The 26,948-nt window shown below is 43.5% G+C and carries 21 protein-coding genes; 16 read left to right on the forward strand and 5 right to left on the reverse strand.

All coding sequences use genetic code 11. The features are described from left to right. The first annotated feature begins 136 nt into the window (after positions 1-136). Positions 137-6,682 (forward strand): MucBP domain-containing protein, encoded by a 6,546-nt coding sequence (locus IGI69_RS04770; protein WP_438739880.1) that lies wholly within the window; start codon positions 137-139, stop codon positions 6,680-6,682. Positions 6,683-6,859: 177 nt separating this feature from the next. Next, positions 6,860-7,201 carry a DUF7006 family protein gene (locus IGI69_RS04775; protein WP_081343842.1) on the forward strand — a complete coding sequence of 114 codons (342 nt, stop codon included), beginning with the start codon at positions 6,860-6,862 and terminating at the stop codon, positions 7,199-7,201. A 282-nt stretch (positions 7,202-7,483) separates the two neighbouring features. Here the strand turns inward: IGI69_RS04775 and mazE are convergent, their stop codons facing one another. Continuing rightward, the gene (mazE, locus tag IGI69_RS04780) at positions 7,484-7,714 is read right to left on the reverse strand and encodes a type II toxin-antitoxin system PemI/MazE family antitoxin (RefSeq protein ID WP_270266349.1); all 231 of its coding nucleotides are present in this window, start codon (positions 7,712-7,714) and stop codon (positions 7,484-7,486) included. A gap of 364 nt (positions 7,715-8,078) precedes the next feature. On the opposite strand from mazE, the gene IGI69_RS04785 reads away from it, so the two are divergent. The 3 genes from IGI69_RS04785 (at position 8,079) to IGI69_RS04795 (ending at position 12,083) form a co-directional block, all read left to right on the forward strand. Continuing rightward, positions 8,079-9,074 (forward strand): LacI family DNA-binding transcriptional regulator, encoded by a 996-nt coding sequence (locus IGI69_RS04785; protein WP_270266351.1) that lies wholly within the window; start codon positions 8,079-8,081, stop codon positions 9,072-9,074. Positions 9,075-9,220: 146 nt separating this feature from the next. Next, positions 9,221-10,597, forward strand: coding sequence for a PTS transporter subunit EIIC (locus tag IGI69_RS04790; protein ID WP_015509272.1), 1,377 nt, complete (start codon positions 9,221-9,223; stop codon positions 10,595-10,597). Positions 10,598-10,640: 43 nt separating this feature from the next. Continuing rightward, complete coding sequence (locus tag IGI69_RS04795) at positions 10,641-12,083, forward strand: glycoside hydrolase family 32 protein (RefSeq protein WP_373192933.1); 1,443 nt, start codon at positions 10,641-10,643, stop codon at positions 12,081-12,083. Between the two features lie 122 nt (positions 12,084-12,205). On the opposite strand, the gene IGI69_RS04800 is transcribed toward IGI69_RS04795, so the two are convergent. Then, the gene (locus tag IGI69_RS04800; RefSeq protein WP_438739884.1) at positions 12,206-12,877 is read right to left on the reverse strand and encodes a cyclic nucleotide-binding domain-containing protein; all 672 of its coding nucleotides are present in this window, start codon (positions 12,875-12,877) and stop codon (positions 12,206-12,208) included. Between the two features lie 92 nt (positions 12,878-12,969). Between IGI69_RS04800 and IGI69_RS04805 the strand changes: the two genes are divergently transcribed. After that, positions 12,970-13,626 carry a YczE/YyaS/YitT family protein gene (locus IGI69_RS04805; RefSeq protein ID WP_010747739.1) on the forward strand — a complete coding sequence of 219 codons (657 nt, stop codon included), beginning with the start codon at positions 12,970-12,972 and terminating at the stop codon, positions 13,624-13,626. Positions 13,627-13,735: 109 nt separating this feature from the next. Beyond that, the gene (locus tag IGI69_RS04810; RefSeq protein WP_438739886.1) at positions 13,736-14,998 is read left to right on the forward strand and encodes a PTS sugar transporter subunit IIC; all 1,263 of its coding nucleotides are present in this window, start codon (positions 13,736-13,738) and stop codon (positions 14,996-14,998) included. 56 nt (positions 14,999-15,054) lie between these two features. Here the strand turns inward: IGI69_RS04810 and IGI69_RS04815 are convergent, their stop codons facing one another. The 3 genes from IGI69_RS04815 to IGI69_RS04825 form a co-directional block, all read right to left on the reverse strand. Then, the gene (locus tag IGI69_RS04815) at positions 15,055-15,381 is read right to left on the reverse strand and encodes an arsenic metallochaperone ArsD family protein (protein WP_438739888.1); all 327 of its coding nucleotides are present in this window, start codon (positions 15,379-15,381) and stop codon (positions 15,055-15,057) included. Between the two features lie 128 nt (positions 15,382-15,509). Next, positions 15,510-16,487, reverse strand: coding sequence for an ABC transporter substrate-binding protein (locus tag IGI69_RS04820; RefSeq protein WP_438739890.1), 978 nt, complete (start codon positions 16,485-16,487; stop codon positions 15,510-15,512). After that, on the reverse strand, positions 16,484-17,236 hold the full coding sequence (locus IGI69_RS04825; RefSeq protein ID WP_179190629.1) for a polysaccharide deacetylase family protein: 753 nt from the start codon (positions 17,234-17,236) through the stop codon (positions 16,484-16,486). The genes IGI69_RS04820 and IGI69_RS04825 overlap by 4 nt, the downstream gene beginning before the upstream one ends. Before the next feature lie 96 nt (positions 17,237-17,332). Here IGI69_RS04825 and IGI69_RS04830 point away from each other — a divergent pair, with 96 nt between their 5' ends. The 9 genes from IGI69_RS04830 (at position 17,333) to IGI69_RS04870 (ending at position 26,938) form a co-directional block, all read left to right on the forward strand. Continuing rightward, on the forward strand, positions 17,333-18,052 hold the full coding sequence (locus IGI69_RS04830) for an ABC transporter ATP-binding protein (RefSeq protein WP_438739892.1): 720 nt from the start codon (positions 17,333-17,335) through the stop codon (positions 18,050-18,052). Further along, positions 18,049-18,783 (forward strand): ABC transporter permease, encoded by a 735-nt coding sequence (locus IGI69_RS04835; RefSeq protein ID WP_421758379.1) that lies wholly within the window; start codon positions 18,049-18,051, stop codon positions 18,781-18,783. Before IGI69_RS04830 ends, IGI69_RS04835 begins: the two co-directional genes overlap by 4 nt. Positions 18,784-18,896: 113 nt before the next feature. After that, the gene (locus IGI69_RS04840) at positions 18,897-19,130 is read left to right on the forward strand and encodes a DUF1858 domain-containing protein (RefSeq protein WP_010747746.1); all 234 of its coding nucleotides are present in this window, start codon (positions 18,897-18,899) and stop codon (positions 19,128-19,130) included. Next, complete coding sequence (locus IGI69_RS04845; protein WP_438739894.1) at positions 19,127-20,440, forward strand: DUF438 domain-containing protein; 1,314 nt, start codon at positions 19,127-19,129, stop codon at positions 20,438-20,440. Before IGI69_RS04840 ends, IGI69_RS04845 begins: the two co-directional genes overlap by 4 nt. A gap of 214 nt (positions 20,441-20,654) precedes the next feature. Further along, entirely contained in the window at positions 20,655-21,476 is an 822-nt protein-coding gene (locus tag IGI69_RS04850; RefSeq protein ID WP_010747748.1) for a PRD domain-containing protein, read from the forward strand. A 111-nt stretch (positions 21,477-21,587) separates the two neighbouring features. Next, entirely contained in the window at positions 21,588-23,522 is a 1,935-nt protein-coding gene (locus tag IGI69_RS04855) for a beta-glucoside-specific PTS transporter subunit IIABC (protein ID WP_438741497.1), read from the forward strand. Positions 23,523-23,535: 13 nt separating this feature from the next. Then, the gene (locus tag IGI69_RS04860; protein ID WP_270266370.1) at positions 23,536-25,023 is read left to right on the forward strand and encodes a sulfatase-like hydrolase/transferase; all 1,488 of its coding nucleotides are present in this window, start codon (positions 23,536-23,538) and stop codon (positions 25,021-25,023) included. A gap of 29 nt (positions 25,024-25,052) precedes the next feature. After that, positions 25,053-26,165 (forward strand): radical SAM/SPASM domain-containing protein, encoded by a 1,113-nt coding sequence (locus tag IGI69_RS04865; RefSeq protein ID WP_270266372.1) that lies wholly within the window; start codon positions 25,053-25,055, stop codon positions 26,163-26,165. Then, positions 26,162-26,938 (forward strand): sulfite exporter TauE/SafE family protein, encoded by a 777-nt coding sequence (locus IGI69_RS04870; protein ID WP_074534991.1) that lies wholly within the window; start codon positions 26,162-26,164, stop codon positions 26,936-26,938. Before IGI69_RS04865 ends, IGI69_RS04870 begins: the two co-directional genes overlap by 4 nt. Positions 26,939-26,948: the final 10 nt, after the last annotated feature.

Raw genomic sequence — 26,948 nt, forward strand, 5'->3', positions numbered from 1 at the left:
AAACATCCTTATATACTTTTGTTTAGAACTTCCAAGCTCGTGATAGATTATTCTACCAATTCGGCAGTGTCTGCATGAATAATTATTTTTCATGTTTCAAGAAGTTTACGTTAAAAAGAAAAGGAGTGTTAGGGAAGTGATACGCAAGTTAGGTTACATAATGTTGGTCATTGCAATGACTCTAGGACAGCCGCTCACTGTATTTGCTAATACAGTAAAGGATGGCTCTCAAAACGACAGCTTAGAAAATAATTTGGAAATGACGGATGTTCCTGTTGCTGAAGGGTTTCTAAGTGAATTGGCGGATGGAAATGCAGATCGTTATGAAGAAAGGCAATTGATAGAAGACGATCAACCGTCGACAGTAACTGAAGAAAACATAAGTACCAATGGATCTGGGGAACATACCGAAACAGACAGTGGTATAGAGGCAGATTCATCTGAAAGCTCTTCTGAGGAAAGCTCCAGTGAAGCTATATTAGATAGTAGTACAGAAGACAGTCATGAAGAATCAGTAGATAGTAGTGCAGAAGACAGTAGTAAGGAAGACAGTCATGAAGAGTCAGATGAAAATGTGGAAGGCGTATGGGGAACTGTTCCGTGGACGTGGGATGAAGAAACGAAAACAATTGTGTTAGAAGAAGGGGCAGCCGGCACGTCAGCCACAGCACCTTGGAAAACCTACACGAATGTTGTTCAAATTTCTGTTAATGGCAAGGTTATTTTTCCAGAAGACGTTTCATGGTTGTTTGGATCACCGCAAGCGCAAGCAGCAGAACGTCTAACAGATTTGCTGACGATTGAGCATGCAGGAAATATCGATGTGTCAAATGTGACAAACATGGATCGCATGTTTCATGGCGTTACTACACTAAAAAATATTGATGTATCAAATTGGAATGTATCGAATGTGACGGACATGAATGGAATGTTTGGACAAACCAGATCTTTAGCAAGCTTAGATGTGTCAAATTGGGATGTATCAAATGTACAAAATATGGGAGGAATGTTTAATTCAGCAGAGTCTTTAACGAGTTTGGATGTTGCAAGTTGGGACGTATCAAGCGTGACGAATATGCGTAGCATGTTTGGTCTAGCCAGATCCCTATCCGACTTAGACCTTTCAAACTGGGATGTTTCCAGTGTAACTGATATGGGCTTGATGTTTAATGCGGTTAACTCTCTCACAAGCTTGGATCTTTCACGTTGGGATGTTTCGAGTGTAACAAACATGTCGAATATGTTTGGAGTAGCGACTTCATTAGTTACTATTGACGTGTCAAACTGGGACGTGTCGAATGTCACATCGATGCTGAGTATGTTCAGTTCGGCTAGATCTTTAACGAGTCTTGATCTTTCGAGCTGGGATGTAACGAATGTTACAAATACGAATAATATGTTTGACATGACCCAATCGTTACGTGAACTGACCTTAGGTGAGAAATCTATTTTTGCTTCAAACGTAAGATTGCCAAGAATCAACGCAGGTCTACCCTACTCTGGAAGATGGATAGAGCGTATCAATGATGGGGGGGATAACGGTTCAACTCCAGTAATTTATGCTTCATCTGATGAGTTTATGAATCAGTATGATGGCAGTAACCCAGGGACATATGTTTGGGAAAGGTTAATCTCAGCACCAGTGACTATACGGTATGAAGATACTGAAGGAAATGAATTATCCGAACCAGACATATTAAATGGGGAGGTGGGAGAACGTTACACAAGTGAACCGAAAGAAATTCCCGGTTGGTCTGTTATAGAAACACCAGTTAATGCATCAGGTAGATTTACAGAAGAAGAACAGGAAGTCATTTATGTTTATGAGCGATCAGATTCATTAGTCAGAGGAACGTGGGGAACCGTTCCGTGGACATGGGATGAAGAAACGAAAACAATTGTGTTAGAAGAAGGAAATGCGGGTACCGTTGCAACTGCGCCTTGGAAAACCTACACGTCTGTGACACAAATCGTTGTTAAGGCACCAGTATTGTTGCCAGTAAATTCTGCGGTTTTATTCAGTGATTTAAGTGAGCTTATGATTATAGAAAATGGGAATAATTTTAATACTTCCCAAGTGACGACAATGGCAAGCATGTTTGCTAGATTACCAAAATTAAAAAAAGTGGACGTTTCGAACTGGGACACTTCTAAAGTTACTAACATGTTCGCCATGTTTAGATATGCTTATGGTTTGGAAGAGTTAGATGTGTCTAACTGGGACACTTCAAATGTTACAAACATGGCAGAAATGTTCAGAGAATTAGATAATTCTGCTAGCCCAGTAACACCGTTAACTGTTTTGGATGTATCTAAATGGAAGACAGGAAATGTAACAGATATGAGGTATATGTTTGGGGGAAAGAAGAATTTGACCTCTTTGGATGTATCCAACTGGAATGTCTCTAAAGTAGAACGGATGGATGGCATGTTTGCTGGAGGATTCAATAGAGGAAATAGTTCACTGAGTCAATTAGATGTTTCAAACTGGAATGTATCTAATGTAACAAATATGAATTGGATGTTTGAGAACTTACCTCATTTAGAAGTTCTGGACGTATCTAATTGGAATACAGAGAATGTGACGAGCATGTTAAGCATGTTTAGAAATGCTTCAAGATTGACATCACTTGATACAAGCAATTGGAAAACAAACAAAGTAACAAATATGGCGTATATGTTCAGCGGAGTACGGGTACCAACTGAATTTAGTGTTAGCAATTGGGATACATCTAGCGTAACTGATATGAGAAACATGTTTGCCTTCACTCATTCTTTAACTTCTCTCGATGTATCCAACTGGAATACTGAAAATGTCACTGATATTAGAGAAATGTTCCAGTATACAAGAGCATTGAAAAACTTAGATCTGTCAAATTGGAATACCGCGAAAGTAACCAATATGTGGTGGATGTTTCGCGAATCAGCCATAGAAAAGCTTGATGTATCAAATTTCGACACATCGATAGTGGAAAGTATGGCTCAGATGTTTTTAGACGCGAAACAATTGAACGAACTAGTAGTAGGCGAGCATTCGATCTTTTCTACGTCTACTCGTTTACCAGAGATTCTTATTGAGAACGGATATACTGGCAGGTGGATACAAAAAGAAGATGCTTATGGGAATGAGCCAAGTGTACCAATGGTTTATGAATCCTCGTTTGATTTTATGGACTTATATGACGGAACCATTCCAGGAACCTATATTTGGGAAAAAATAGAACATAAAGATGCGGCACCAGTGACAGTCAAGTATGAGGATACTGAAGGAAAACAACTTTCGGAGCCAACGATATTAAGAGGGAAAGTTGGGTTGCCATACGAGAGCGAACCAAAAGAAATTCCGGGGTGGTATGTGCCAGAGACACCAAGCAATGCTCATGGAATTTTTAGCGAAGACCCACAGGAAGTGCTCTATGTTTACGATCGATCGGATGCAGCACCTGTAACCGTCAAGTATGAGGATGCCGAAGGAAATCAACTTTCGGAACCAACGATATTAAGCGGAAAAGTTGGGTTGCCATACGAGAGCGAACCAAAAGAAATTCCAGGGTGGTATGTGCCAGAGACACCAAGCAATGCTCATGGAATTTTTAACGAAGAGCCACAGGAAGTGCTCTATGTTTACGATCGCTCCGATGCGGCACCAGTGACGGTCAAGTATGAAGATGGCGAAGGAAACCAACTTTCGGAACCAACGATTCTAAGCGGAAAAGTTGGCTTACCATACGAAAGCGAACCAAAAGAAATTCCAGGTTGGTATGTGCCAGAAATGCCAAGCAATGCTCATGGAATTTTCGGAAAAGAAGCGCAAGAAGTAATCTATATCTATGACCGTTCGGATGCAGCCCCCGTAACAGTCAAGTATGAAGATGGCGAAGGAAACCAACTTTCGGAACCAACGATTCTAAGCGGAAAAGTTGGCTTACCATACGAAAGCGAACCAAAAGAAATTCCAGGTTGGTATGTGCCAGAAACACCGACTAATGCTCATGGAATTTTTAGCGAAGAGTCACAGGAAGTGCTCTATGTTTACGATCGCTCCGATGCGGCACCAGTGACAGTCAAGTATGAAGATGGCGAAGGAAACCAACTTTCGGAACCTACGATTTTAAGCGGAAAAGTTGGCTTACCATACGAAAGCGAACCAAAAGAAATTCCAGGTTGGTATGTGCCAGAAACACCAAGCAATGCTCATGGAATTTTCGGAAAAGAAGCGCAAGAAGTAATCTATATCTATGATCGTTCGGATGCGGCACCAGTGACGGTCAAGTATGAAGATGGCGAAGGAAATCAACTGTCGGAACCAACGATTCTAAGCGGAAAAGTTGGGTTGCCATATGAAAGCGAACCAAAAGAAATTCCAGGCTGGTATGTGCCAGAGACACCAAGCAATGCTCGTGGGATTTTCGGAAAAGAAGCGCAAGAAGTGGTCTATGTCTATGACCGCTCCGATGCAGCACCTGTAACCGTCAAATATGAAGATGGCGAAGGAAATCAGCTTTCGGAACCAACGATTCTAAGCGGGAAAATTGGCTTACCATATGAAAGCGAACCGAAAGAAATTCCAGGCTGGTATGTGCCAGAGACACCAAGCAATGCTCGTGGGATTTTCGGAAAAGAAGCGCAAGAAGTGGTCTATGTCTATGACCGCTCCGATGCAGCACCTGTAACCGTCAAGTATGAAGATGGCGAAGGAAATCAGCTTTCGGAACCAACGATTCTAAGCGGGAAAATTGGCTTACCATATGAAAGCGAACCGAAAGAAATTCCAGGTTGGTATGTGCCAAAGTCACCAAGCAATGCCAGTGGAATTTTTGGAAAAGAGTCACAGGAAGTGATCTACGTTTATGCTCGTTCGGATGCAGCCCCCGTAACAGTTAAGTATGAAGATACCGAAGGAAATCAACTTTCGGAGCCAACGATATTAAGCGGAAAAGTTGGCTTGACATATGAAAGCGAACCGAAAGAAATTCCAGGCTGGTATTTGCCAGAAACACCAAGCAATGCTCATGGAATTTTCGGAAAAGAAGCGCAAGAAGTGGTCTATGTCTATGACCGCTCCGATGCAGCACCTATAACCGTCAAATATGAAGATGGCGAAGGAAATCAATTGTCAGAACCAACGATATTAAGCGGAAAAGTTGGGTTGCCATACGAAAGCGAACCAAAAGAAATTCCAGGGTGGTATGTTCCAGAAACGCCAAGCAATGCTCATGGAACGTTTACTGAAGAAGCGCAAGAAGTAATCTATATCTATGACCGTTCGGATGCAGCACCAGTGACGGTCAAGTTTGAAGATGGCGAAGGAAACCAACTGTCGGAACCAACGATTCTAAGCGGAAAAGTTGGTCTGCCATATGAAAGCGAACCGAAAGATATTCCAGGGTGGTATGTGCCAGAAATGCCAAGCAATGTGTCTGGAACGTTTACTGAAGAAGCGCAAAAAGTAATCTATATCTATGACCGTTCGGATGCGGCACCTGTAACAGTCAAGTATGAGGATACCGAAGGGAATCAGCTCTCGGAGCCAACGATATTAAGTGGGAAAGTTGGCTTACCATACGAAAGCGAACCAAAAGAAATTCCAGGCTGGTATGTGCCAGAGACACCAAGCAATGCTCGTGGGATTTTCGGAAAAGAAGCGCAAGAAGTGGTCTATGTCTATGACCGCTCCGATGCAGCACCTGTAACCGTCAAGTATGAAGATGGCGAAGGAAATCAGCTTTCGGAACCAACGATTCTAAGCGGGAAAATTGGCTTACCATATGAAAGCGAACCGAAAGAAATTCCAGGTTGGTATGTGCCAAAGTCACCAAGCAATGCCAGTGGAATTTTTGGAAAAGAGTCACAGGAAGTGATCTACGTTTATGCTCGTTCGGATGCAGCCCCCGTAACAGTTAAGTATGAAGATACCGAAGGAAATCAACTTTCGGAGCCAACGATATTAAGCGGAAAAGTTGGCTTGCCATATGAAAGCGAACCGAAAGAAATTCCAGGGTGGTATGTGCCAGAAATGCCAAGCAATGCTCGTGGAATTTTTAGCGAAGATCCACAGGAAGTGATCTATGTTTACGACCGCTCGAATGCGGCACCTGTAACAGTTAAGTATGAGGATACCGAAGGGAATCAGCTTTCGGAACCAACGATTCTAAGCGGAAAAGTTGGTCTGCCATATGAAAGCAAACCGAAAGAAATTCTAGGCTGGTATGTGCCAGAAATGCCAAGCAATGTGTCTGGAACGTTTACTGAAGAAGCGCAAGAAGTAATCTATATCTATGACCGTTCAGATGCGGCACCTGTAATAGTCAAATATGAAGACACCGAAGGAAATCAACTGTCGGAACCAACGATTCTAAGTGGAAAAGTCGGTCTGCCATACGAGAGTAAGCCAAAAGAAATTTCTGGTTGGACCGTGAAGGAAATACCAGATAACGCATCTGGAACGTTTACGAATGACGTGCAAGAAGTGATTTATGTCTATCATAAAGAAGAAAATAACGGTGGGCAAAATACACCTGAAAAAGAGAATCCAGAAAATGAGAAGGAAGATTCTAACGATCCAAAACTTCCCAATACTGGGGAAGCGATGGTTGGACAACGAATCATGATCATTGTTGGATCGCTGCTACTGTTATTTGCCATTTTCATTATCTTTGATAAGAAGAAAAAAACAAGATAATTAGTTTTTAGAATAGTCAATATAAAAAGAAAGCAGCAAAGCCCGTGGAGGTTTTGCTGCTTTCTCAAATCTAAAAAAACTTCAGAAAAATCATTCACTAAATGAAGAGGATCACGGTTTACTTTTATAGTAGATGGTAATAATCAGTAAAAAGTGGAAAGGAGTTCAATTGAATTGATGTTTTCGACGAAAAAAGAATATAACGAATATTTTCTAGAAGAGATTAGATCTCTGCCAAGAGAGAAAGACATGCTGGAAGACTACTTAGAAAAACAACTGGAACGGTTAAATCAATTGATAGATGAAATTTCGAAAGAAACGTTTTGGAAGGTTTTTCCTAAAATTCTTGGGATTGATGCGAAACTGAGTCTATTAGCTGATTTATCAAAGTATGAGGATTTTTCAGAAGCCGACATTATAAGAATTATTGAAAGTGATTATCAAAATTATTTTAAAGAATTGTGTGGGTACGATCTTAGTATGCAAACGAAGTACTCAATAGTTTTTAATGTCTGCTGAAAAATAGCAACTTATCGAAAAAGCATCGGGGTTAAGATGGACCGTGGGTAGAGGTGATTTAAAGTAAAGTTAAAGTACGATTTCTACTAATGAAAAAACCAGTTAAGCGCAGCTTAGCTGGTTTTTTTATTATATGCCGCTTGCTATAAAAATGATCAGAATCGAATAACGGTTAAATATCTAAGCCAGGACGTCTTTTATTGAATTTCCTTTCCAGCCGAAGGGGCAAAGTCGATCCAAGCGATAGTCGCTTTTTGGAAATGTATGTTTGAACATTAGTTACTAAAAAATCATTTTCCCTTCAGATGAAAGGTCTTCCCACGCATCTTTTTCATAAAACTCTGATTCCACTCCACCATTAAAAGGATCTTCAATTTTAGGAACAAGAATGATCGTCCCATCCTCTGCGTAGACAACAATATATTCTTGGTTTTCAGGAGGATTTTTTCCGTTATCAGAAGGAAGCGTAACGGCGATGGAATTGCCTTGTAGACTTGATTTAGTAATAAGCATAGTATCACCTCTTAGAGATAGTAACCCTTGCAATACTATGGAAGGAGAAGACAACAGTGAGATTTAATGTATTTTGAACACATCAAAAGTTCAAAACGCACTTTACATAAGATAGATAAGAAACCGCAATGAAATATTGTTTGAAAAGATGGATGAACATCTCAGAAAAATAGATGTTAGATTTTAAGCAGAATTACGAAGTTTTTTAGATGGATCATTTATGGCATACCAAGGACCAGGGTATTAAAGCAACGAAAAAGTGAAGCTTCATTCCAAAACCGCCCAACCCAACAATTTTTACGCAAAACCTGCGCTTTTCTTTCAGTTATTGTTATAATAAAAGAAAATGCAAAGGTGGGAAATCATGACAACGATCAAGGACATTGCTGAAAAGGCGGGAGTAGCGAAAAGTACGGTTTCCCGCTATCTGAACAATGGCTATATCAGTGAAGAAAAGCGCAAAAAAATTGATCAGATCATTGCTGAAACTGGCTATCGCCCCAATACATTTGCTCGCTCGCTGAAAGCCCAAGACACGAAATTGCTGGGCGTGATCATTCCTCGACTGAATTCACCGTCGACAAATGATGTGTTGAAAGGGATCGATACGACGGCACGGGAAAACGGCTATCAAATGCTAATCACCAACTCTGATCAAAGCGATGAACGGGAATTAGAAAATATCGAAATGCTGGTCAAACAAAAAGTAGCAGGGATGATCCTGTTTGCGCGCAAAATCACGCCGCAGCTGCAAGCGGTGCTGGCAGAGGTTCCTATGCCTGTTTTATTGTTAGGTCAACAGTTAGCTGGCATTCATTCCATCGTCCATGAAGATTATCAAGCTGGCAAAACCATGGCAGAATATGCAGTCAGCGCTGGCCACCGACGTTATTTATTTGTTGGTGTCAGCGAAAATGATTATGCGGTAGGTGTCTTGCGGAAAAAAGGGTTTCTTGATGTCTTGGCACAAACGCCCAACGTCAAAGTCGACTTTATCGAAACGTCCTTTTCAAGAAGAGAAACGTACCAAAAAGCCCTTATGTTCTTGAAAGATCAATCGGCAACGTACATCGCCTGTGCTACCGACAATATTGCTGTTGCTGTATTGAAAGCCGCCCATGAACTAGGGTATCAAGTGCCGCAAGACTTTTCCTTGAACGGCTTTGGCGGCTATGATTCGACGGATTATGTCTATCCGACCATCACAACGACCCAATATCCCTATGTCCAATTAGGCATCGATGCCGTCTTAACGATCCAAAAACTGACGCAAGGGGAAGAGGTTCCTGAGGTGATCGAGTTACCGAATCGATTAGTGGTCAAACAGTCGACTGCCAAGCTTGACAAGCAGGAGAAATAAAGCAAACATTTTTAGAGAAAACAGGACGTCCAGTTGCGGCGTTCTGTTTTTTTATTTTCTTTGCTTGCAATTGCAAACGGTTTCTGTTAATCTACAAATGTAGAACCGGTTCCACAAATGGACCGACGATCAAAGGAGTGGGAAAAATGAAGGAACAAAAAACGATCGACCAAGTGTTAGAAGCTGTTGGCGGCAAAGAAAATGTCAAAAACTTTGAACACTGTGCCACACGTTTGCGCTTGATTTTGAAAGACGATCAGTTAGTAGATAAAGACAAAGCGGAAGCAGTTGAGGGCAGCAAGGGCTATTTTTTCAACACGGGACAGCATCAGTTCATTTTTGGAACAGGAAAAGTCAATGAAGTTTATCAAGCCTTCGCAGCAGAAATGGGCAATGACGCCTCCGCTGATAAAGCTGGCTTCAAAGATGATGTGTATTCGAATCTGTCACCCGTCCAAAAAGTTGTCCGCACGTTGTCAGATGTCTTGGTGCCATTGATTCCAGCTTTGGTAACGACGGGGCTTTTGATGGGGATTCGGGGATTATTGACCGAGTTGGGGGTCACTTATAGTGCTGACTGGTTAGCTATGTTTGAAATGTTAACGGATACAGCGTTTGCCTTTTTACCTGTTTTGATCGCCTATAGTGCGACGAAAAAATTCGGCGGTAATCCGATCATCGGGATCGTGGTAGGATTGATGATGGTGGCACCGCAATTGCCGAACGCTTGGGCAGTTGCCAGCGGGGATGCAGAGCCATTGCACTTATTCGGTTTATCGATCTCTGGGTATCAAGGGTCGATTTTTCCAGCAATTATTGTCGGGATCTTAGTTTCTAAGCTAGAAAAATGGTTCCGTAAATTTGTTCCGCAAATGATGGACTTGATCGTGACACCATTCTTAACGATTGTCATTACTTTAGGTTTGATTTTGTTTGCGTTAGGACCAATCTTGCAAGTAGCTGAAAGAGCAGTCATCAACAGTATCGTCTACTTGGTGCAAGCACCATTGGGCATCGGTTATATCATTTACGGAGGGGTTCAGCAAGTGATCGTAATCACTGGATTGCACCATTCGTTAAGTATTATTGAGTTAGGGTTATTGAATACGACAGGCGAAAACGTCCTACAAGTCTTAGGTACAGCAAGTATGGCGGGACAATTTGGGGCTGCGATTGCTGCGGCATTTATTTATAAAAACAAAGTCAAACGCTCAAATGCCATCAGTGCGGCGGTTCCAACCTTATTTGGGATCACTGAACCTTTACTATTTGGGGTCAACTTACGCTCGATGCGGATTTTTGGCGCAGGCATGCTGGGAGGCGCAGTCGGTGGGTTTGCGACGTATGTCTTCCAATTAGCTGCCACTGGGATGGGCATCACTTTTATTCCAGGACTGTTGTTGTATACTGGAGATTTCGGAGCCATGCTGAAATACGTTGTCGTGATTTTGATTGCCTTTGGTGTCGGTTTTGCTGGTGTCCAATTGCAGCGCAAGCCGCTAGCCAAAGAGTTGAACCAATAAATAATCCCTTGTTGTTCATCGGCAAGAGAAAAGAGGTACCACATTGTTAACGAAGGAATACTGGGCACAACTTGCCCAAACCCAAAACGATTTAGCAGAAAAAATCAGTGCTGATGCGTGGCGCTTGAACTACCATTTGATGCCAGAAACAGGATGGATGAACGACCCGAATGGTCTTTGCCAATTCAAAGGCGTGGTTCATTTTTACCATCAATATGTACCGCAAACGCCCCATGGCGGGGAACCACCTCACTGGGGACACAAAACGTCGACGGATTATGTCACGTTTCAAGAAGAAGCGCTGTTTCTTTCTCCCGAACACGACTATGACAAAGACGGGGTCTACTCGGGCTCTGCCTTTATCGAGAATGACGCGATCCATTTCTTCTATACTGGGAATGTCAAACATCCAGGTGATCATGACTATACCTTTAGTGGACGAGAACAAAACACGGTCCATGTAATCAGCAAAGACGGCTATACCGTCGAAAAGCAAGAAGTCGTGATTCCTCATGAGGACTACCCTGAAGGATTTACCGATCATATTCGTGACCCAAAGGTTTTTGCCCACGAAGACACCTACTATATGCTGCTAGGCGCGCGTACGTTGGAAAACGAAGGCAAAATTTTGATTTATGAATCGACGGATTTAAATGAATGGACCTATCGAGGAATCTTTTTCGGTGAGGACTATGCTCTAGGCTACATGTGGGAATGCCCAGACTACTTCCATTTAGATGGCAAAGATGTGTTGGTCTTCTCACCGCAAGGCTTGGCAGCCAAAGAACATTCCTGCCAAAATATCCATCAATCAGGGTATCTGATTGGTGAGGTGGATTGGGAGACTCTGACGTTTAAAGAAACTTCTGCGTTTCGCGAACTTGATTATGGGTTTGACTTCTATGCCCCACAAACCTTTGAAGATGAGCAGAAACGCCGCATCTTATGGGGCTGGATGGGACTAGGGGATACCAGTCCTGAATACAGCAATCCTACGATCCCTCGTGGCTGGCAGCATGCCGCAACGCTGCCAAGACAGCTTTCGGTCAAAAATGACCAGTTGTATCAAGAACCTTTGCCAGAATTTCAAAAATTGCGAGACAAGCAAGTCAGCCAAAAAATTGTGCTATCAGAGAAACCGCAGCACTTGTCTTTCGATGAATCGGTATATGAGTTGAAAGTTACGGCGGAAGCACCCTTGCAGCATTTCCAGCTTGGGCTTTTGCAAGATACGACTTTGGCTTATGAAGCTGGCGTCTTTACGATTCATCATGGCGTTTCTGGCTATGGTCGTAAACAGCGTAGTGTCAAGGTCGATGAACTGATGCAGCTACAGATTTTCGTCGATACGTCTTCCATTGAGATCTTCCTAAATGGCGGGCAATATTGTTTGACTTCTCGCGTGTATCCAAAACGGACCGCGGCGATCGCTCTCAGCGGAACCGGCACGGTTAGTGTCAATGCTTGGGCATTGGCGAAAAAATAAAGCAACGTCCCGAAAACGACAGCAAACAGTTGGTTTTTCTTGTTGCGCCCCCTAAAAGTCAGCTTTCTCTCTGGCTTTTAGGGGGTGTATCATACCAACTATTTCGCTGTCGTTTTTGCTTACTACTGCTTTTGTTGGTTTTGGATAAAGGTCTGCAGCGCAGGCGCATCGATCCGATAGCCGTCAGCAGTTTTGACCACTAGTTTTTGCGTTTTGAAATCTTTTAAGGTATACGTCAAATGGCGATAGCTCACGCCTAAGTATTCGGCGGTCTCCGTCAATTTTTCTTGAAAAAGATCATCGATCGAAGCTTCCAACAGTAGCTGGGCAAGGCGCCATGCTAAGGGATAGGTTTGATTGACGGAAAAATGATCCATACGCAGCAGCAATTTTTCACCGATAGTTTTGCCTAGTGTTTGTACGAAAGCCAGGTCTTGCATGAGCCCGTGGTCCGCTGCTTTCATAGGAATGCCCAGACATGTTGTTTCACCGATCGCAACCACGGTTTTCGGTACTGTTTCGGCGCCAATCAACGTGAGATCGCCAATGCAATCACCAGGATGGAGAAACTGCAGCAAGGCACGTTTGCCGTTTTCTTGCGTTTGAATGATCTTGGCTTTGCCAGTCAATAGGACGAAAAAGACCGACATCGGCACCGTTTCTTTTTGGATCGCTTCTCGATGATCAAAGGTCCAGAGGGCACTTTGTTGTAAAATCTCCTCAGGAATCGGCAAGGGGCAGCTTTCTTTGATTGGTACCTGCTTTATTGCCAAGGCATAAGCGGTTTTTTTCACTTTTTCCCTCCAAACTAGGAGAAATCTCCTATTTGTTTTTAGTCAGTATAGCACATACTTAGAAAAGCAAAAACGAAAGTGTGGGAGAAAAAATGAATAAAAAGCAATGGATAGGATCAGGGATTTTTTATGGGCTGAGTGCATTCGGGATCAGCTTGACCATTAAAGCAAGCGTTGGGGTCAGTAGTTTTAATGCCTTGAATGTTACGCTGGCAACGATGTCAGGAATCAAAGTCGGCACCATCACAACAGCCATCAACTTGGGCTTTTTAGCTGCCTGTTGGCTATTGGATCGGCGGCAGACGTCCCTCAAACAAAAAGGCAGTGAGTACTTGATTATGTTTTTCGCTTTGCTGGCTTTCGGCTATTTGATCAATGGCTTTGTTTACTACTTCTTGGCATCGCTGCACTTGACGAATTATTGGAGCCAACTAGCTGCTTTGATCGGTGGGATCTTGATTTCTGGAACGGCGACGGGACAAGTCCTACGGTTGCAGGTCTTGAAATTTCCAATCGAGCACTGGTGTCATTTGCTGGCGCAACGCAGTCGTTGGACATTTAAGCAGTACCGTTATGGCGTTGATGCAGTCTGTATTTCGGGGGCACTCTTGCTAGCGATCAGTTTGGGCTTACCGCTAGCGGTGAGGGAAGGGACGGTCATTAGTTTCTTTTTGCTGTCAGGTGCCATTGCTTGGTCGAAGGAACGTGATTTGGCAGCGGCTTTACCCATTTGGCAAAGAAACAGTTAGCCAGTAGTATTCTTGGAATTGGGAAGGCGTCGAGTGTTCTAAAAATGCAGAAAGCGTTTTTTATGCTACTCTTATTAAAAAAGCGAGATATTTAGTAGGAGGAGACAGGATGAATCGGTTGATTGAAGGGTTTCAGGAAAATTTTGCACCAAAATTGGTTAGGATCAGTGAAAATCGGTTTTTAGTTGCCGTGCGCAACGGAGTCGCCGTCACGATGCCGCTGACGATAATCGGCAGTCTCTTTTTGATTTTAGCCAATCTGCCTTTTCCCGGCTGGACCGAGTTTGTCGGGGAGTTTGGCATCAAACTAGGCGCCGCCAGCAATTTTACATTTGGGATTTTGGGACTGGCCGCTTGTATCGGGATCGCCTACTATTTGGCGGCTTCGTATGAGATCGATCGGATCGGTTCTGTCGTGTTGGCAGTCTGCGCGTTTTTGCTGCTGCAGGCGGGGGAAGAATGGACGATCGATCCAGCTTCTTTGGGGGCGTCTGGTCTGTTTACAGGAATCGTCACAGCGATTGCGACAGTAGTGATCCATCGCTTTTTTCTCAAGCACCGCTTAGTGATTCGGATGCCGGCAGAAGTGCCGCCCGCAGTTGCCAAGAGTTTTTCGGTCTTGCTTCCTGGAGCTGCCATCATCACTGGTGCCTGGGTGATTCGGGTCTTGTTGGAATTTAATGTCAATCAATTCGTGCAAGCCATCTTTTCACCGCTGGCAGTTGGTCTAAACACATTGCCTGGGATGCTGTTGTATACCTTTTTGATTTTGTTGCTTTGGTGCTTAGGGATTCATGGCAGCAATGTGATGGGGAGTATCGGCGATCCGATTTTTCTAGCTTTATTAGCAGCCAATACCGAAGCCTACACTGCAGGCGAACCGTTACCGAACATTTTTGCAGGCGGGTTTTATATCATGTTTTTGTGCTATGGAGGCACTGGTTCAACACTGGGGCTGATCATCAACATGTTAGTTTCAAAGAAAAAAGCCTATCGTTCCCTAGGGAAGATGGCTTTGCCCTCTGCTATTTTTTGTATCAATGAGCCAATCATTTTTGGGTTTCCGATCGTGATGAACCCTATTATGATGATTCCTTTCATCCTGACACCCCTTGTATTATGTGTCGGAACGTATTTCTTGTCGGTCACCAATGTCATTGGGCGAATCATGTTCAATCCACCGTGGACCACACCGCCCTTTATCAATACTTACCTTGCAACCGGTGGCAATATCCCTGCTGTTCTTTGGAGTATCGCTTCCTTACTGATTAGTGTGGCGATCTACTATCCATTCTTTAAAATCAGCGAACGAAGTTTAACGGAAGAAGAAAAAGGCGTTACCGACGCAGTTGCCGCGAAGGGGGAGAACTAAACGCTGATGATTGGCACGTGGTGCGTTGTTTTGTCTGGCAAAGAAAACAGTGGCTGCTACTCATCAAATTGCACAGTGATCCCAGATTTCGTCAATTGTTCCCATTCACGGATCGTTGGCAAGCGACCTTGGCAAAATAGCTGATCGTCGACATAAACGAGTGGCAGACAGCTGAGACCATTGCTTGCTAATTGCTGCCTGACGGCTTGATTCGTATGAAAAGGGGTAGGATCTTCTGTAAAGAAGTATTCGTCGATCGTTAAAGGTTCGTTATAGAATGTTTGATGAGCCTGGGTCCTTTCTTCATTTATTTTTAACTGGTGAGTCAAGTGTGCTTCCCAAGTATCTTCTTTCTGGTCGGCATAAACCGCGATCGTTGGCATTGCATCAAATCCTTTCATGGCAGCTGATTTGTCAAAAGTATACCTGAATTTCTTGCCACGAGAAAAAAGAGTATCAAAAAGAAGTGAAGCAACAAAAAAAGACGCAAATGCGTCTTTTTTGTTGTTTCTTATTTGTCAGCGGGTAAAAAATCGAAATTGGTCAACTCGTTGTAAGAATACGCTTGGTCGATTTGACCCTTGTCTTTCGTCCAAGCAATGATTGCGTCGAATTGCTCTTGCGGCACTGCCTGGGCATACGGATAGTCTTCCTGGCTGTCTAAGTAAGTACTCATAGCATCGGGAAATTGATAGTCTGCCAAGATGTCGGCATAGTCTTTTGCTGAATGAGCATTCATGTAATCGATGGCTTCGTTGTAAGCAGTGTAGAATGCTTTTAGGTCTTGCGGGCGATTTTGGATAACTTCGTCCATAAATTGCAGTGTGCCGCCTTTGATGCCAACATCTTTAGAGCTGCCTAAAACAATCGCCCCTTGGGCAGCCAACATGCTGGCTTGCGGTTCCGTATAAACAGCGCCATCGACTTGGTCATTGAGCAATGCTTCGGAACGGGCAGAAAAAGAAGCGATATCCACGATGTCATAGGTAAAATCATTTTCCTGTGCAAATTGGTCCATGATGTATTCTAAAATGAAATTCGGTACAAGGGTGATTTTTTTATCCGCTAACCCTTTCATCTCAGTGATCCCTGAATTCGGTGAAGCGAGAATCTTGAAGTTTTCCAAAATATCAGAAGTGATCGTCATATCAATGCCGTTTTGCTTAAAGGTCGCTTTTGTCATGACATCACTGATCGTACCATCCAGCTCGCCTGCCTGCACCGCCACATTGCGGTCATTCGGGGAAGTGAAGGATTTGAGTTCCACAGTCAATCCTTGCTTTTCGAAAAAGCCTTCTTCTTTTGCTAGAATGATCGGAATCGCTGATTCTGCTGGTAACACCCCGATCGTCAATGTTTGATCTGTGACCGCAGCTTCTGTACTGCTAGTGCTGGAATTGCTGGTACTTGCTGTTTCGCCAGTGTTACCGCATGCGGCAGCGCCAACAGCGAATAGTGCTAGGATACTTGCTAAAATCGTTTTTTTCATTGGTTCATTTCCTCGTTTCTAAATCGTTGTTCAAAAGCAGCCATTGGTAGTGAGAACGGGATGACTGCCCGATGGAGTTCCATTGGCTTGGTTTGTGCCGTGTTGATACCTGGTTTGGTGGTAAATGCTAGAACGAAGCCTTCCTTTTCCAAGGTAGCGATCGTCTGCGGATCATAAAAGCCAAAGGGATAGGCAAAAACATCCTTGATGGCCACGTGCTGATTGCAGCTTCGTAAGTCTTGCGCAAAGGCTGCTGGTGTTTCCCACATTGAACGCCCTTGCTGGTCCTTGCGTTCGTGAAAATGATCGGTATGGTTGGCATATTCGAAGACATCGCTCATTTCGGCTAATTCGGCGCTGCTCAATGTCCGCGAAACTTCTGGCTCGTAAGGCTGAGGGGCATCAAAAAGCCAGCCAGTCACGACAAAGGCTGTTGCCTTGAAACCAGCTTCTTTCAACAGTGGGTAGGCATATTCTTTCATCGATTGATAGCAGTCGTCAAAGGTCAGCAACACGGATTTTTCTGGTAGCGGCTGCTGCTGGAAATAAAAATCTTTGACTTCTGCAAGGGTCAACGTATGGTAATTTTCTGCTTTCAAAAAGTCGATTTGTTGTTTAAAATGAGAAGTGCTATTGAATAAGGGCAGAGGCAAGGCATCTTGATACCCGTCTGCGACTTTGATCGGGCGAACCTGATCATAAAGTTCTGCTTCGGGACGTATTTCATGAAATACGAGGGTCTGAAACATCATAAACCATCCTTTCTTGTCAATCACGCAAAAAATAGTATAGCATAAAATGTGAAAACCAACACAAATAATTTGAAGAAAGAAGTTTATTCTCTGATGAGTATTCTATTCGATTCCGTTTCCTTTACCTATGGAGATACCGCCATTTTTAAAAACCTTTCGTTTTGTTTTGAACAAGGCGTGACCTATGTGCTGCTGGGAGAATCGGGCATTGGCAAAAGCACGCTTTTATCCTTGGTCAAAGGGTTGCAGCGACCGCAATCGGGCACGATCACTTACCAAGGCTGTTCCCCTGACAACATCGAGGTCGTTTTCCAAGAACTGCATTTGTTTCCTTGGCAAACAGTCTACCAAGCACTGGAAATGCCGCTGCTTATCAATCAAACACCCAGTGAGAGCCGTAAAAAACGGGTCACAAGCTGTTTGGCGGAGTTGGGATTGACGCAGGTGCAGGACCGCTATCCGCATCAGCTTAGCGGCGGTCAAAAACAGCGGGCTGCCATGGGGCGGGGACTGATCACACAGCCCGATGTTTTATTATTGGATGAGCCGACTGCTTCGCTGGACCAAGAAACCAAAGCAAACGCCCAAGCCATGATCGCTGCCCAACAGCAGCGCAGACAAAACAGCTTGATCGTGGTGACCCACGATCCAGAAGAGGCAGTGTTTTTGGGGCAGACGATTTTGCTGCTAAAAGATCAGGGCGTTACGCCGATCAGTAATCCTTTTTACGGCAGCCAGCAGGAACGAGACTCGTTGGCTTTTTATGAAGTCGTCTTGCAGTTGAAAGAACAAATGAGGGAGGCGAGGCAATGAAACCCATCAAATCTTTTGCTTGGGGCTTCTGTTCGTTTGTCGTGGTTTGGTGGGGCGTAAGCTGGGTGACCAACAATCGCTCACTGCCTAATCCTTTAGAAACGGCCGAACGTTTTTGGGCACTGCGAGAAGTCATACTGATCCACGCAGGTGCCAGTTTGTTGCGGGTATTTGCGGCGTTGAGTGGGGCGTTGCTAGTCGGGGTGCCGTTAGGAATCTTGATTGGGCGATCCCAAAGAGTGGATCGGCTGCTTGGTCCACTGCTTTACTTTTTATATCCGATTCCTAAAGTTGCGTTTTTACCCGTCTTTATGATTTTCTTTGGCTTAGGCAATCTCTCAAAAATTCTCTTGATTTTTGCGGTGATCGTCATTCAAGTGATCGTCTCGATTCGTGATGCAGTCACGAAGATCCCGCCAGCGTATTTTCAGGTCATGAAAAATTATACCAACCAATGGCGCCATGTCTTGCGCTTCGTTATTTTGCCCGCGCTCATGCCCGCGCTTTTTGCCAGTGTGCGGGTCAGTATCGGGATCGCGTTGGCTTCCCTCTTTTTTGCCGAAAATTATAACACGACGTATGGTGTCGGCTATCTGATCTTAAGTGCGTGGTCAAAAATGGACTACCCACAAATGCTTTCGGGTATCCTCCTGATTGCTTTGATGGGCTATCTGCTTTTTGCCAGTATCGATTGGTTGGAAAAAGTGGTGTGCCGTTACCGACAATCTTAGAAAAAAATGATCGATTGATGAATGTTTGCGGCAGTTCGTGTATTTTTGAACAAAATGATTTATACTAAGGATATCTTATTGAGAATCATTCTCACTGAAAGGAAGACCTTACTATGAAAGAAATCGATCTGTCAAAAACGCTCTATGAACTTGTGGCACAATACCCTGAAATACAAGAAATCATGAGTCAACTAGGGTTTACGGCGATCAATCAACCAGGGATGCTGCAAACTGCTGGACGTTATATGACGATACCCAAAGGTGCTCAGATGAAGAAGATCCCCTTGGAAATGGTTTGTCTCGCTTTCGAAAAACAAGGGTTTCTTGTGAAAGGAGCGACGAAATGAAAACCAACAGTCAAAGACAAGAACGGATCGTCGAAATACTGAGTTTGCTTCACCAAGGCGGTTCCTTTGAAGAAGCTAAACGCTTATTTAACGAAGAATTTGATGGTGTGGATGTGACGGAGATCACTGCTGCTGAAAAAGCTTTGATCCAAACGGGGTTGGACCCTTCTGAGATTCAGCGTTTGTGCAATATTCATGCTGCTGTTTTTAAAGGATCGATCAACGAGATCCATCACTCCAATGAAGAATATGGGCAACCAGGCCATCCTGTTCATACCCTGAAATTGGAGAACCAAGTCCTGCAATCCCTGTTGACCGATGAGATCGACAGCCTCTTAGCCAAAATCAAAACCGGTGATTGGACGCCTAAAAAGCGTCTACAAGCTGCCTGCAATGATTTAATGCAGATCGACAAACACTATGCGCGAAAAGAAACGTTGATTTTTTCTTACATGGAGAAGTATGGCATCACTGCGCCGCCAAAAGTGATGTGGGGTGTTGATGATGATATTCGGGTTATGATCAAAGCGCTCAATGAGCTTTTGGCATCCGAAAAAGCTGCCTATAATCCAATCGCTGTCCAATGGGAAGCAGTCAAAAACGAGATCGAAGAGATGATTTTCAAAGAAGAAGAAATCATGGTGCCCATGACGCTGGATGTCTTCAGTCTTAAAGATTGGGAACAAATTGCGGCTGACAGTTTTGACATCGGCTTTGCCTTTATCCCAGAACCGCTTCCTTGGAAACCGAGCCAAGAAGCCCTTGAAAAGGAACAGGCGGCAGAACCCGCACGGCAAGCGGCGATCAAACAAGCCCAAGAAACAACCGCTGGCATCGCAGCCGGTTTAGGATTCAATGACTTTCAAGTCACAGAAACGGAAGATTCGCCGCAAATTGCTGAACAGCCGACCGTTTCATTGCCTACTGGTAATCTGCAATTTGAGCAATTGGTGGCAATTTTTCAAACGTTGCCAGTGGACTTGACCTTTGTAGATAATGAAGAGCGGGTGCGCTTTTATTCAGAAGGCAAGAGGCGCGTCTTTCCACGAACGAATTCGGTTTTAGGTCGTGAAGTCGTCAACTGCCATCCACCGAAAAGCATGCATCTCGTGCAACAGATTTTGGATGATTTTCGAGCGGGTACAAGGGAGACTGCTGAATTTTGGATCGATATGCGGGGCCGTAAAATCTATATTCGCTATTTTGCATTAAAAAATGAAGCAGGCATCTATTTAGGTTGTCTAGAAGTCACGCAAGACATTACGGAGATCCAAAAAATCGAAGGGCAAAGCCGTTTGCTGGACCAGTGAGCAGTTTGGAGAAAGGCTGATCCGTGTCTATTTGAAACGAAGCAAAAAAAGAAAAATCAATAAAACGCTTGCAACGTTTCTAGAAAAATAGTATAGTAAAGGCAATCAAATGGGTAGTTACTGATAATGCAGGCTATACCTTTTTACGTGTGTATGGATCCTACACATGTATTAAGGTATCGCCTTTTTTCATTTTAAGGAGGTGAGAAGCGTCTTGAAGATCAAAAAAATCTTAAACAACAATGCAGTTTTGGTCGGACAAGATGGCAAAGATTTTATCTGGATCGGTACCGGCCTTGGCTTCAAAATGAAACCAGGACAAACCGCCGATGAATCAAAAATTGAAAAAGTGTTTGTGCTTCATAAGAAATCCTCTGATCGTTTGATGGAATTGCTAGAGAACATTCCAATCCAATATGCGTCTCTTGCGGATGACATTATCCGTTATGGCAAGCAAGTCATTTCCTACCAATTAAGTGATTCCATTTACATCTCTTTGACGGATCACATCTATAATTTGATTCGCTTGAAAGAAGAAGGGATCAGCATTAACAATCGCTTGACCTGGGAAATCAAGCGTTTCTATCCCAACGAGTATGCAGTAGGAGAGCATGCGGTTCGATTGATTGAAAGCAAAACGCAATTCTCCCTAAATGAGGCAGAGATCAGTAATATCGCCATGCATTTTATTAATGCGCAAATCAATGACGATTCAGAGAAGATGGAAGATATCGAATTGCTGACACAAAAAATCAAAGACATTATTTCACTTATTCGTATTCACAATCGTGTGCACATTGATGAGAATAGTTTAGCTTTCGATCGCTTCGTCACCCATTTGAGATTCTTTTTTAAACGGATTGAAAACAAGGAAATCGTTGAAGGCGTCGGGAATCCTCTGTTAGTCCACGTGATTGATAAATATCCTAAAGCCTATGAAACCACCCGTTTGATTGGCGAATATTTAAATAAAACATTATATGACGATGAACAATTGTATTTAACGCTTCATGTACAAAAATTGATCGATCAATAATTCAAGGTGTTACTGGTAAAGCAGGCAAGACTTGACAAGGCTACAAGAAATGTAGTGTTGTTTGGTCTTGCCTTTTTTATTGGTTGTATAGTAGAGAAAGGAATGAATGAGATGCAATACCAAGAATTGAATGAACAAATTTTAAAGAATATCGGCGGAAAAGAAAACATTGCTGGATTGACGCATTGTATTACCCGTCTTCGGTTTAAACTTAAAGATGAATCAAAAGCCCAGACCCAAACGATCAAAAATTTGCCGGGGGTTGTCACCGTCGTCCAAAGTGGGGGACAGTATCAAGTAGTTATCGGAAATCACGTAGCAGAAGTTTATAAAGAATTTACGGACATGATCGATATGAATACGGAAGAAACTTCTGGACAAGAGGAAGAACCAAAAGGGATTTTAAACCGATTTATCGATATTGTCGCTGGTATTTTTACGCCGATCATCAATGTCTTGATGGCAGCAGGGATGATCAAAGGGTTACTTGCTTTATTGACAACGTTTGAAGTGCTGGATAAAGCATCAGGGACGTATTTGATTTTAAATGCGACAGGGGATGGATTGTTTTATTTCTTCCCACTCTTTCTAGGGTACACTGCTTCGAAAAAATTTGGGGGTAAACCCTTTATCGGAATGGCGATCGGGGCAGCATTAGTTTATCCGACGATCGTAGCAGCAAATGGCGGAAGCGAAGCGATGTATACCTTATTTGCAGGTTCTGTCTTAGAATCTCCAATCTATATTACTTTTCTTGGAATCCCTGTTATATTGATGAGCTATACTTCAAGCGTGATTCCAATTATTGCAGCTACTTATTTGGCATCAAAACTAGAAGCTTTCTTTTCTTTATTGATTCCACGAGCAGTGCGGAGTTTCTTTGTTTCTTTTCTGACCTTGATCATCACAGTTCCATTAGTCTTTCTAATCGTTGGACCGATTACTACTTGGGCAGGATTATTACTAGGGCAAGCATTGTCAGCTGCTTACGAATTTAGTCCGATTATCGCGGGTGTTGTTATCGGTGGATTTTGGCAAGTCTTCATTATGTTTGGCCTGCATTGGGGCTTTGTGCCGATCGCTTTGAACAACTATGCCACACTAGGGTACGATGTCGTGATGATGGCTGGTCTGGCAACACCCGTGGCGATGGCGGGAGTCACCCTCGCAATCTTTTTGAAAACTAGAAACAAAAAATTAAAAGAAATCGCCTTCCCTGCTTTTCTTTCAGCAATCTTCGGTATCACGGAGCCTGCACTGTATGGGGTAACCTTACCTAGGAAAAAAGCATTTTATACTACCTCCATCGCAGTCGCTGTTGCAGGAGGAATCATGGGATTGTTCAAAACGAGAGTCTACATCAACGGCGGGACAGGTATTTTCGCTTTACCACGATTTATTCACCCAGAAAATGGCATTGATAACAGCTTTATCGGGTTTGCCTTAGCTAGTGCCGTTGCCTTTGCATTAGGATTTTTGATCACGTTCTTTTATGCCTATAATCCTAAAAGTGATGACGAACCAACTAGTGAAGGAACTCAGGAAAAAAACGTGGAGTCATCGACACTGAATCATGAACTTGGACAAACTGTTCTCTATGATTTAGCAACACCAGTTAGAGGAACGATCATCCCACTAAAAGAAGTAAAAGACGAAGCGTTTTCCAGTGGATTGTTAGGGAAAGGATTAGCTGTCATTCCGTCAGAAGGAAAGGTCTACGCACCAGCAGATGGAATCGTTTCAACACTTTTTCCGACAAATCATGCAGTGGGAATCACGACCGCAGATGGCGTCGAAGTTCTGATTCATGTAGGGATGGATACAGTGAATTTGAAAGGACAGTATTTCCAACCAGCCGTTGCCCAAGGAGACTCAGTAACGAAGGGACAATTACTTTTGAGTTTTGATAAAGACGCATTGGAAAAAGAAGGCTATTCCATCGTGACACCGATTATTATTTCAAACACGGCGGATTACCTAGATATTGTTGAAACAGACAAACAAGATGTTGAAAAACAAGATACCTTATTAACGGTCATCGGTTAGGAGGAAAGACCAGTTGAAAAAAAATATCTTTTTATTCGTAGCAGATCAGATGAGAAATGACGCACTCGCACATATGGGGAATCCCGCATCAATCACCCCTAACTTTGATGAACTGGCAGAAGAAGGGGTTTCATTTGAAAATGCCTACTGCCAAAACCCTGTCTGTGTGCCTTCTAGAAATAGTTTTCTGACGGGTTTTTATCCACATGTCAATGGGCATCGAACGATGCACTATTTGCAAAGAGAAGATGAACCCAATATTTTGAAAGAAATGAAGAATCAAGGTTATGAAGTCATCTGGATCGGCAGAAATGATGTGGTTCCAGGGGATAAACCAAAAACAGACTATTGTGATGAATATTATGACGGTGTGGTAGATGAAAACACTCGGGATGCTCAAAACAGTGAAGTCAATCATTCTGCTGATATGAACGAAGCCAGTAAACAGCTGTACGACCAGATGCTTTCAGGAGATACGTATTATTCATTTTATATGGGAAAATTACCAGACAGTGAGGGCTATGGCAAAACGGACTGGAATTGTGTGAAAAAGGCGTTGGACTATCTTGAACGCCGCAGTCAGGAAAAGACAGACAAACCATTTTTCGTTTATTGTACGATCTCATTCCCACATCCACCCTATGCTTGCGAAGATCCATGGTATTCGAGTATTGATCGTCAGAAACTGCCGAAACGTCGGCCGAATATCAAAGATATTCCTAACAAAGCCTCAATGCTGTATGGCATCAATGAGAAACAGAATTTGAACGGTTGGACAGAAGAGCGTTTTGATGAATTACGAGCTACCTATTTAGCAATGGTTTCGCGTTTTGATCATCAACTGGGCATGATCAAAGAGAAGCTGCGTGAAACAGGCTTTTATGATGAAACAAACCTCATTGTTTTCAGTGACCATGGAGACTATACTGGTGACTACACGATCACTGAAAAAGTCCAAAACTGTTTTGAAGAGCCGATCACGAATGTCCCATTGGTCATCAAACCTGCTAAAACGATTGAAAGTGTGCCGCGAATCACCAAAGCACAAGCGGAATTGCTAGATTTACCAGCAACGATCGCTGAACTGGCTGAGTTCGATCTTTCCTATACACAATTTGGAAAATCCTTGGTTCCTGTGATCAAAGGAGCCGAAGAGCACAAAGATGCTGTTTTTTGCGAAGGCGGACGCATTCATGGCGAGACACAAGCGATGGAGCTGGGGCATGGACCGAAATCTCCGTATTGGCCGCGGCTTGCGACACAGTATAGCGAAGGTCCGGAACATACTAAAGCAGTTATGTGCAAGATGGGGAACTATAAATATGTGATGCGTCTTTATGAGCATGACGAATTATATGATTTGGAAAAAGACCCAATGGAAATCAAAAACTTGGCGCTAGAAAAAGAATACACCGAAATTGTCGAGAAAATGAAGCAACGCGTTACTCGTTTTTATATGGAAACGACTGATTTTGTTCCGATGAAACGGGACAAACGCTAAATAAGTAAAAAAAGAATCGAGGCCTTCACATGAAACACATCTCCGTATTGATCAAGCCAGCATCCTCTCTTTGCAATCTGCGCTGCACCTATTGCTTTTATGCCAACGTCAGTTCCTTGCGCGAAGTGCGTTCCTTTGGCAAAATGAAAGAGGATGTAATGGAAAAGATGATTGCAAACATTTATGCAGACTTAGAAGCTGGCGATCATTTGACGTTGGCATTTCAAGGCGGAGAGCCGACGATGGCGGGGCTGAGTTATTTTAGAAAACTAACGGCTTATGTTGCGGCGCAAAAAAAGCAAGTGACAGTACACTATGCGATCCAGACCAACGGCATGGTGATCAATGACAAGTGGTGTCGTTTTTTGAAAGAGCATCGCTTTTTAGTCGGACTGTCGATGGATGGGCATCCGCTTGCGCACGATCGGCATCGATTAGACGCCAAAGGACGGGGGACCTTTGCGCGGGTTTTACAGACCAAGCGGTTATTGGATGCCTATCAGATCGAGTACAATGTCTTGTGCGTGTTGACAAACCCGTTAGCAAAGGAAGCCCAGCGTGTGTTTGATTTTCTCAAGGAAGAGCAGATTGCCTTTGTGCAGTTCATTCCTTGTTTGGCTGATTTGGATGCCACATCAACCAACGACTATGCCTTGACACCAAGAAGCTTTGCTGGCTTTTATCAGCAGCTGTTGGCGTTTTGGCTGCAGGAATTGAAGCAAGGGCGCTACCTAAGTATCAAGCTGTTCGATGACTTATTGAATCTATTGGTGCGGCAGCAAGTAACTGCCTGTGGGATTCTAGGCAATTGCCAAGTGCAGTATGTGATCGAAGCCGACGGCAGTGTCTATCCTTGTGACTTCTATGTATTAGATGAGTTTCGCATGGGCTATATCCAAGAGCAAACGTTGCGGGAATTGTTTTCTCAAGACTGTTCGCAGCAGTTTTTGTGCCAGAAAAAAGACATGCCTTCGAAGTGTACGCAATGTCCTTTCCAAAAAATGTGCCGAGGAGGCTGTAAGCGAATGAAAGATGCAATGTACGTGGATAGTGAGGGTTTTTGCGGCTATCAGGAGCTGTTAAAAGACTTTACACCTAGAATCAATGAGATACTGGGACTTTTGCAAGGGGTGAGACAATGATCGGACTGATTTATTTTCTCGTGATCGTCTTAGCAAATGCCGTAGGGGCAGTTTCGGGCATGGGGGGCGGCGTGCTGATCAAACCGATTTTCGATTTTATCGGCGCCCATTCTGTTGCTGCGATCTCTTTTTACTCGGCGACAGCGGTCTTCACGATGTCCATCGTTTCGACAGCTAGACAATTAGCCAGTGGACGGAAAATCAATTGGTCGATTGCCTTGTGGGTTTCTGGCGGCGCTGTGTTAGGCGGTGTTTTAGGCAATGTTGCCTTTGAACAGCTATTGCTGGTCTTTCGAGACGACAAGATGGTTCAGCTGATCCAAATCCTTGTGACCGTGCTAACACTATTGTTTGCTTTTTTGTATACAAAATATAACTGGCGTGGGTTTGCGCTGGAAAAAGTCGGCTGGTATGCAGCTTGTGGCTTGATTCTCGGCTTTCTAGCCAGTTTGCTGGGGATCGGCGGCGGACCCATCAATGTTTCTTTATTGATGCTGCTGTTTGCCATGCCGATCAAAGAGGCGACGATTTATTCAATTTGTACGATTTTTTTCTCACAGCTGGCAAAAATTTTGACGATCGCTTTTACGACAGGTTTTGGTGCGTATGATCTGCAAATTTTGTGGTTTGTTATTCCAGCCGCGATCGTGGGAGGACTGTTAGGCGCCAAGGCCAGCAACGTCCTGTCACCGCAGCGAGTGACACTGGTATTTCAAACTGTGATCGTGCTGGTGTTACTGATCAATCTGTACAATGGCTATCAATTATTGTAAAAAGGAGGCA

Source organism: Enterococcus sp. DIV1083b, assembly GCF_051713705.1.
Lineage (GTDB): Bacteria > Bacillota > Bacilli > Lactobacillales > Enterococcaceae > Enterococcus_D > Enterococcus_D casseliflavus.

Excerpts from the sequence above, each read along its gene's own strand:
- mazE (WP_270266349.1), bottom strand. The coding sequence starts at position 7,714 with ATGCTTATTACTAAATCAAGTCTACAAGGCAATTCCATCGCCGTTACG.
- IGI69_RS04820 (WP_438739890.1), bottom strand. The coding sequence starts at position 16,487 with ATGAAAAAAACGATTTTAGCAAGTATCCTAGCACTATTCGCTGTTGGC.
- IGI69_RS04775 (WP_081343842.1), top strand. The coding sequence starts at position 6,860 with ATGTTTTCGACGAAAAAAGAATATAACGAATATTTTCTAGAAGAGATT.
- IGI69_RS04865 (WP_270266372.1), top strand. The coding sequence starts at position 25,053 with ATGAAACACATCTCCGTATTGATCAAGCCAGCATCCTCTCTTTGCAAT.
- IGI69_RS04830 (WP_438739892.1), top strand. The coding sequence starts at position 17,333 with ATGAGTATTCTATTCGATTCCGTTTCCTTTACCTATGGAGATACCGCC.
- IGI69_RS04855 (WP_438741497.1), top strand. The coding sequence starts at position 21,588 with ATGCAATACCAAGAATTGAATGAACAAATTTTAAAGAATATCGGCGGA.
- IGI69_RS04810 (WP_438739886.1), top strand. The coding sequence starts at position 13,736 with ATGAATCGGTTGATTGAAGGGTTTCAGGAAAATTTTGCACCAAAATTG.
- IGI69_RS04825 (WP_179190629.1), bottom strand. The coding sequence starts at position 17,236 with ATGTTTCAGACCCTCGTATTTCATGAAATACGTCCCGAAGCAGAACTT.
- IGI69_RS04835 (WP_421758379.1), top strand. The coding sequence starts at position 18,049 with ATGAAACCCATCAAATCTTTTGCTTGGGGCTTCTGTTCGTTTGTCGTG.
- IGI69_RS04870 (WP_074534991.1), top strand. The coding sequence starts at position 26,162 with ATGATCGGACTGATTTATTTTCTCGTGATCGTCTTAGCAAATGCCGTA.
- IGI69_RS04785 (WP_270266351.1), top strand. The coding sequence starts at position 8,079 with ATGACAACGATCAAGGACATTGCTGAAAAGGCGGGAGTAGCGAAAAGT.
- IGI69_RS04805 (WP_010747739.1), top strand. The coding sequence starts at position 12,970 with ATGAATAAAAAGCAATGGATAGGATCAGGGATTTTTTATGGGCTGAGT.
- IGI69_RS04845 (WP_438739894.1), top strand. The coding sequence starts at position 19,127 with ATGAAAACCAACAGTCAAAGACAAGAACGGATCGTCGAAATACTGAGT.
- IGI69_RS04790 (WP_015509272.1), top strand. The coding sequence starts at position 9,221 with ATGAAGGAACAAAAAACGATCGACCAAGTGTTAGAAGCTGTTGGCGGC.
- IGI69_RS04840 (WP_010747746.1), top strand. The coding sequence starts at position 18,897 with ATGAAAGAAATCGATCTGTCAAAAACGCTCTATGAACTTGTGGCACAA.
- IGI69_RS04815 (WP_438739888.1), bottom strand. The coding sequence starts at position 15,381 with ATGCCAACGATCGCGGTTTATGCCGACCAGAAAGAAGATACTTGGGAA.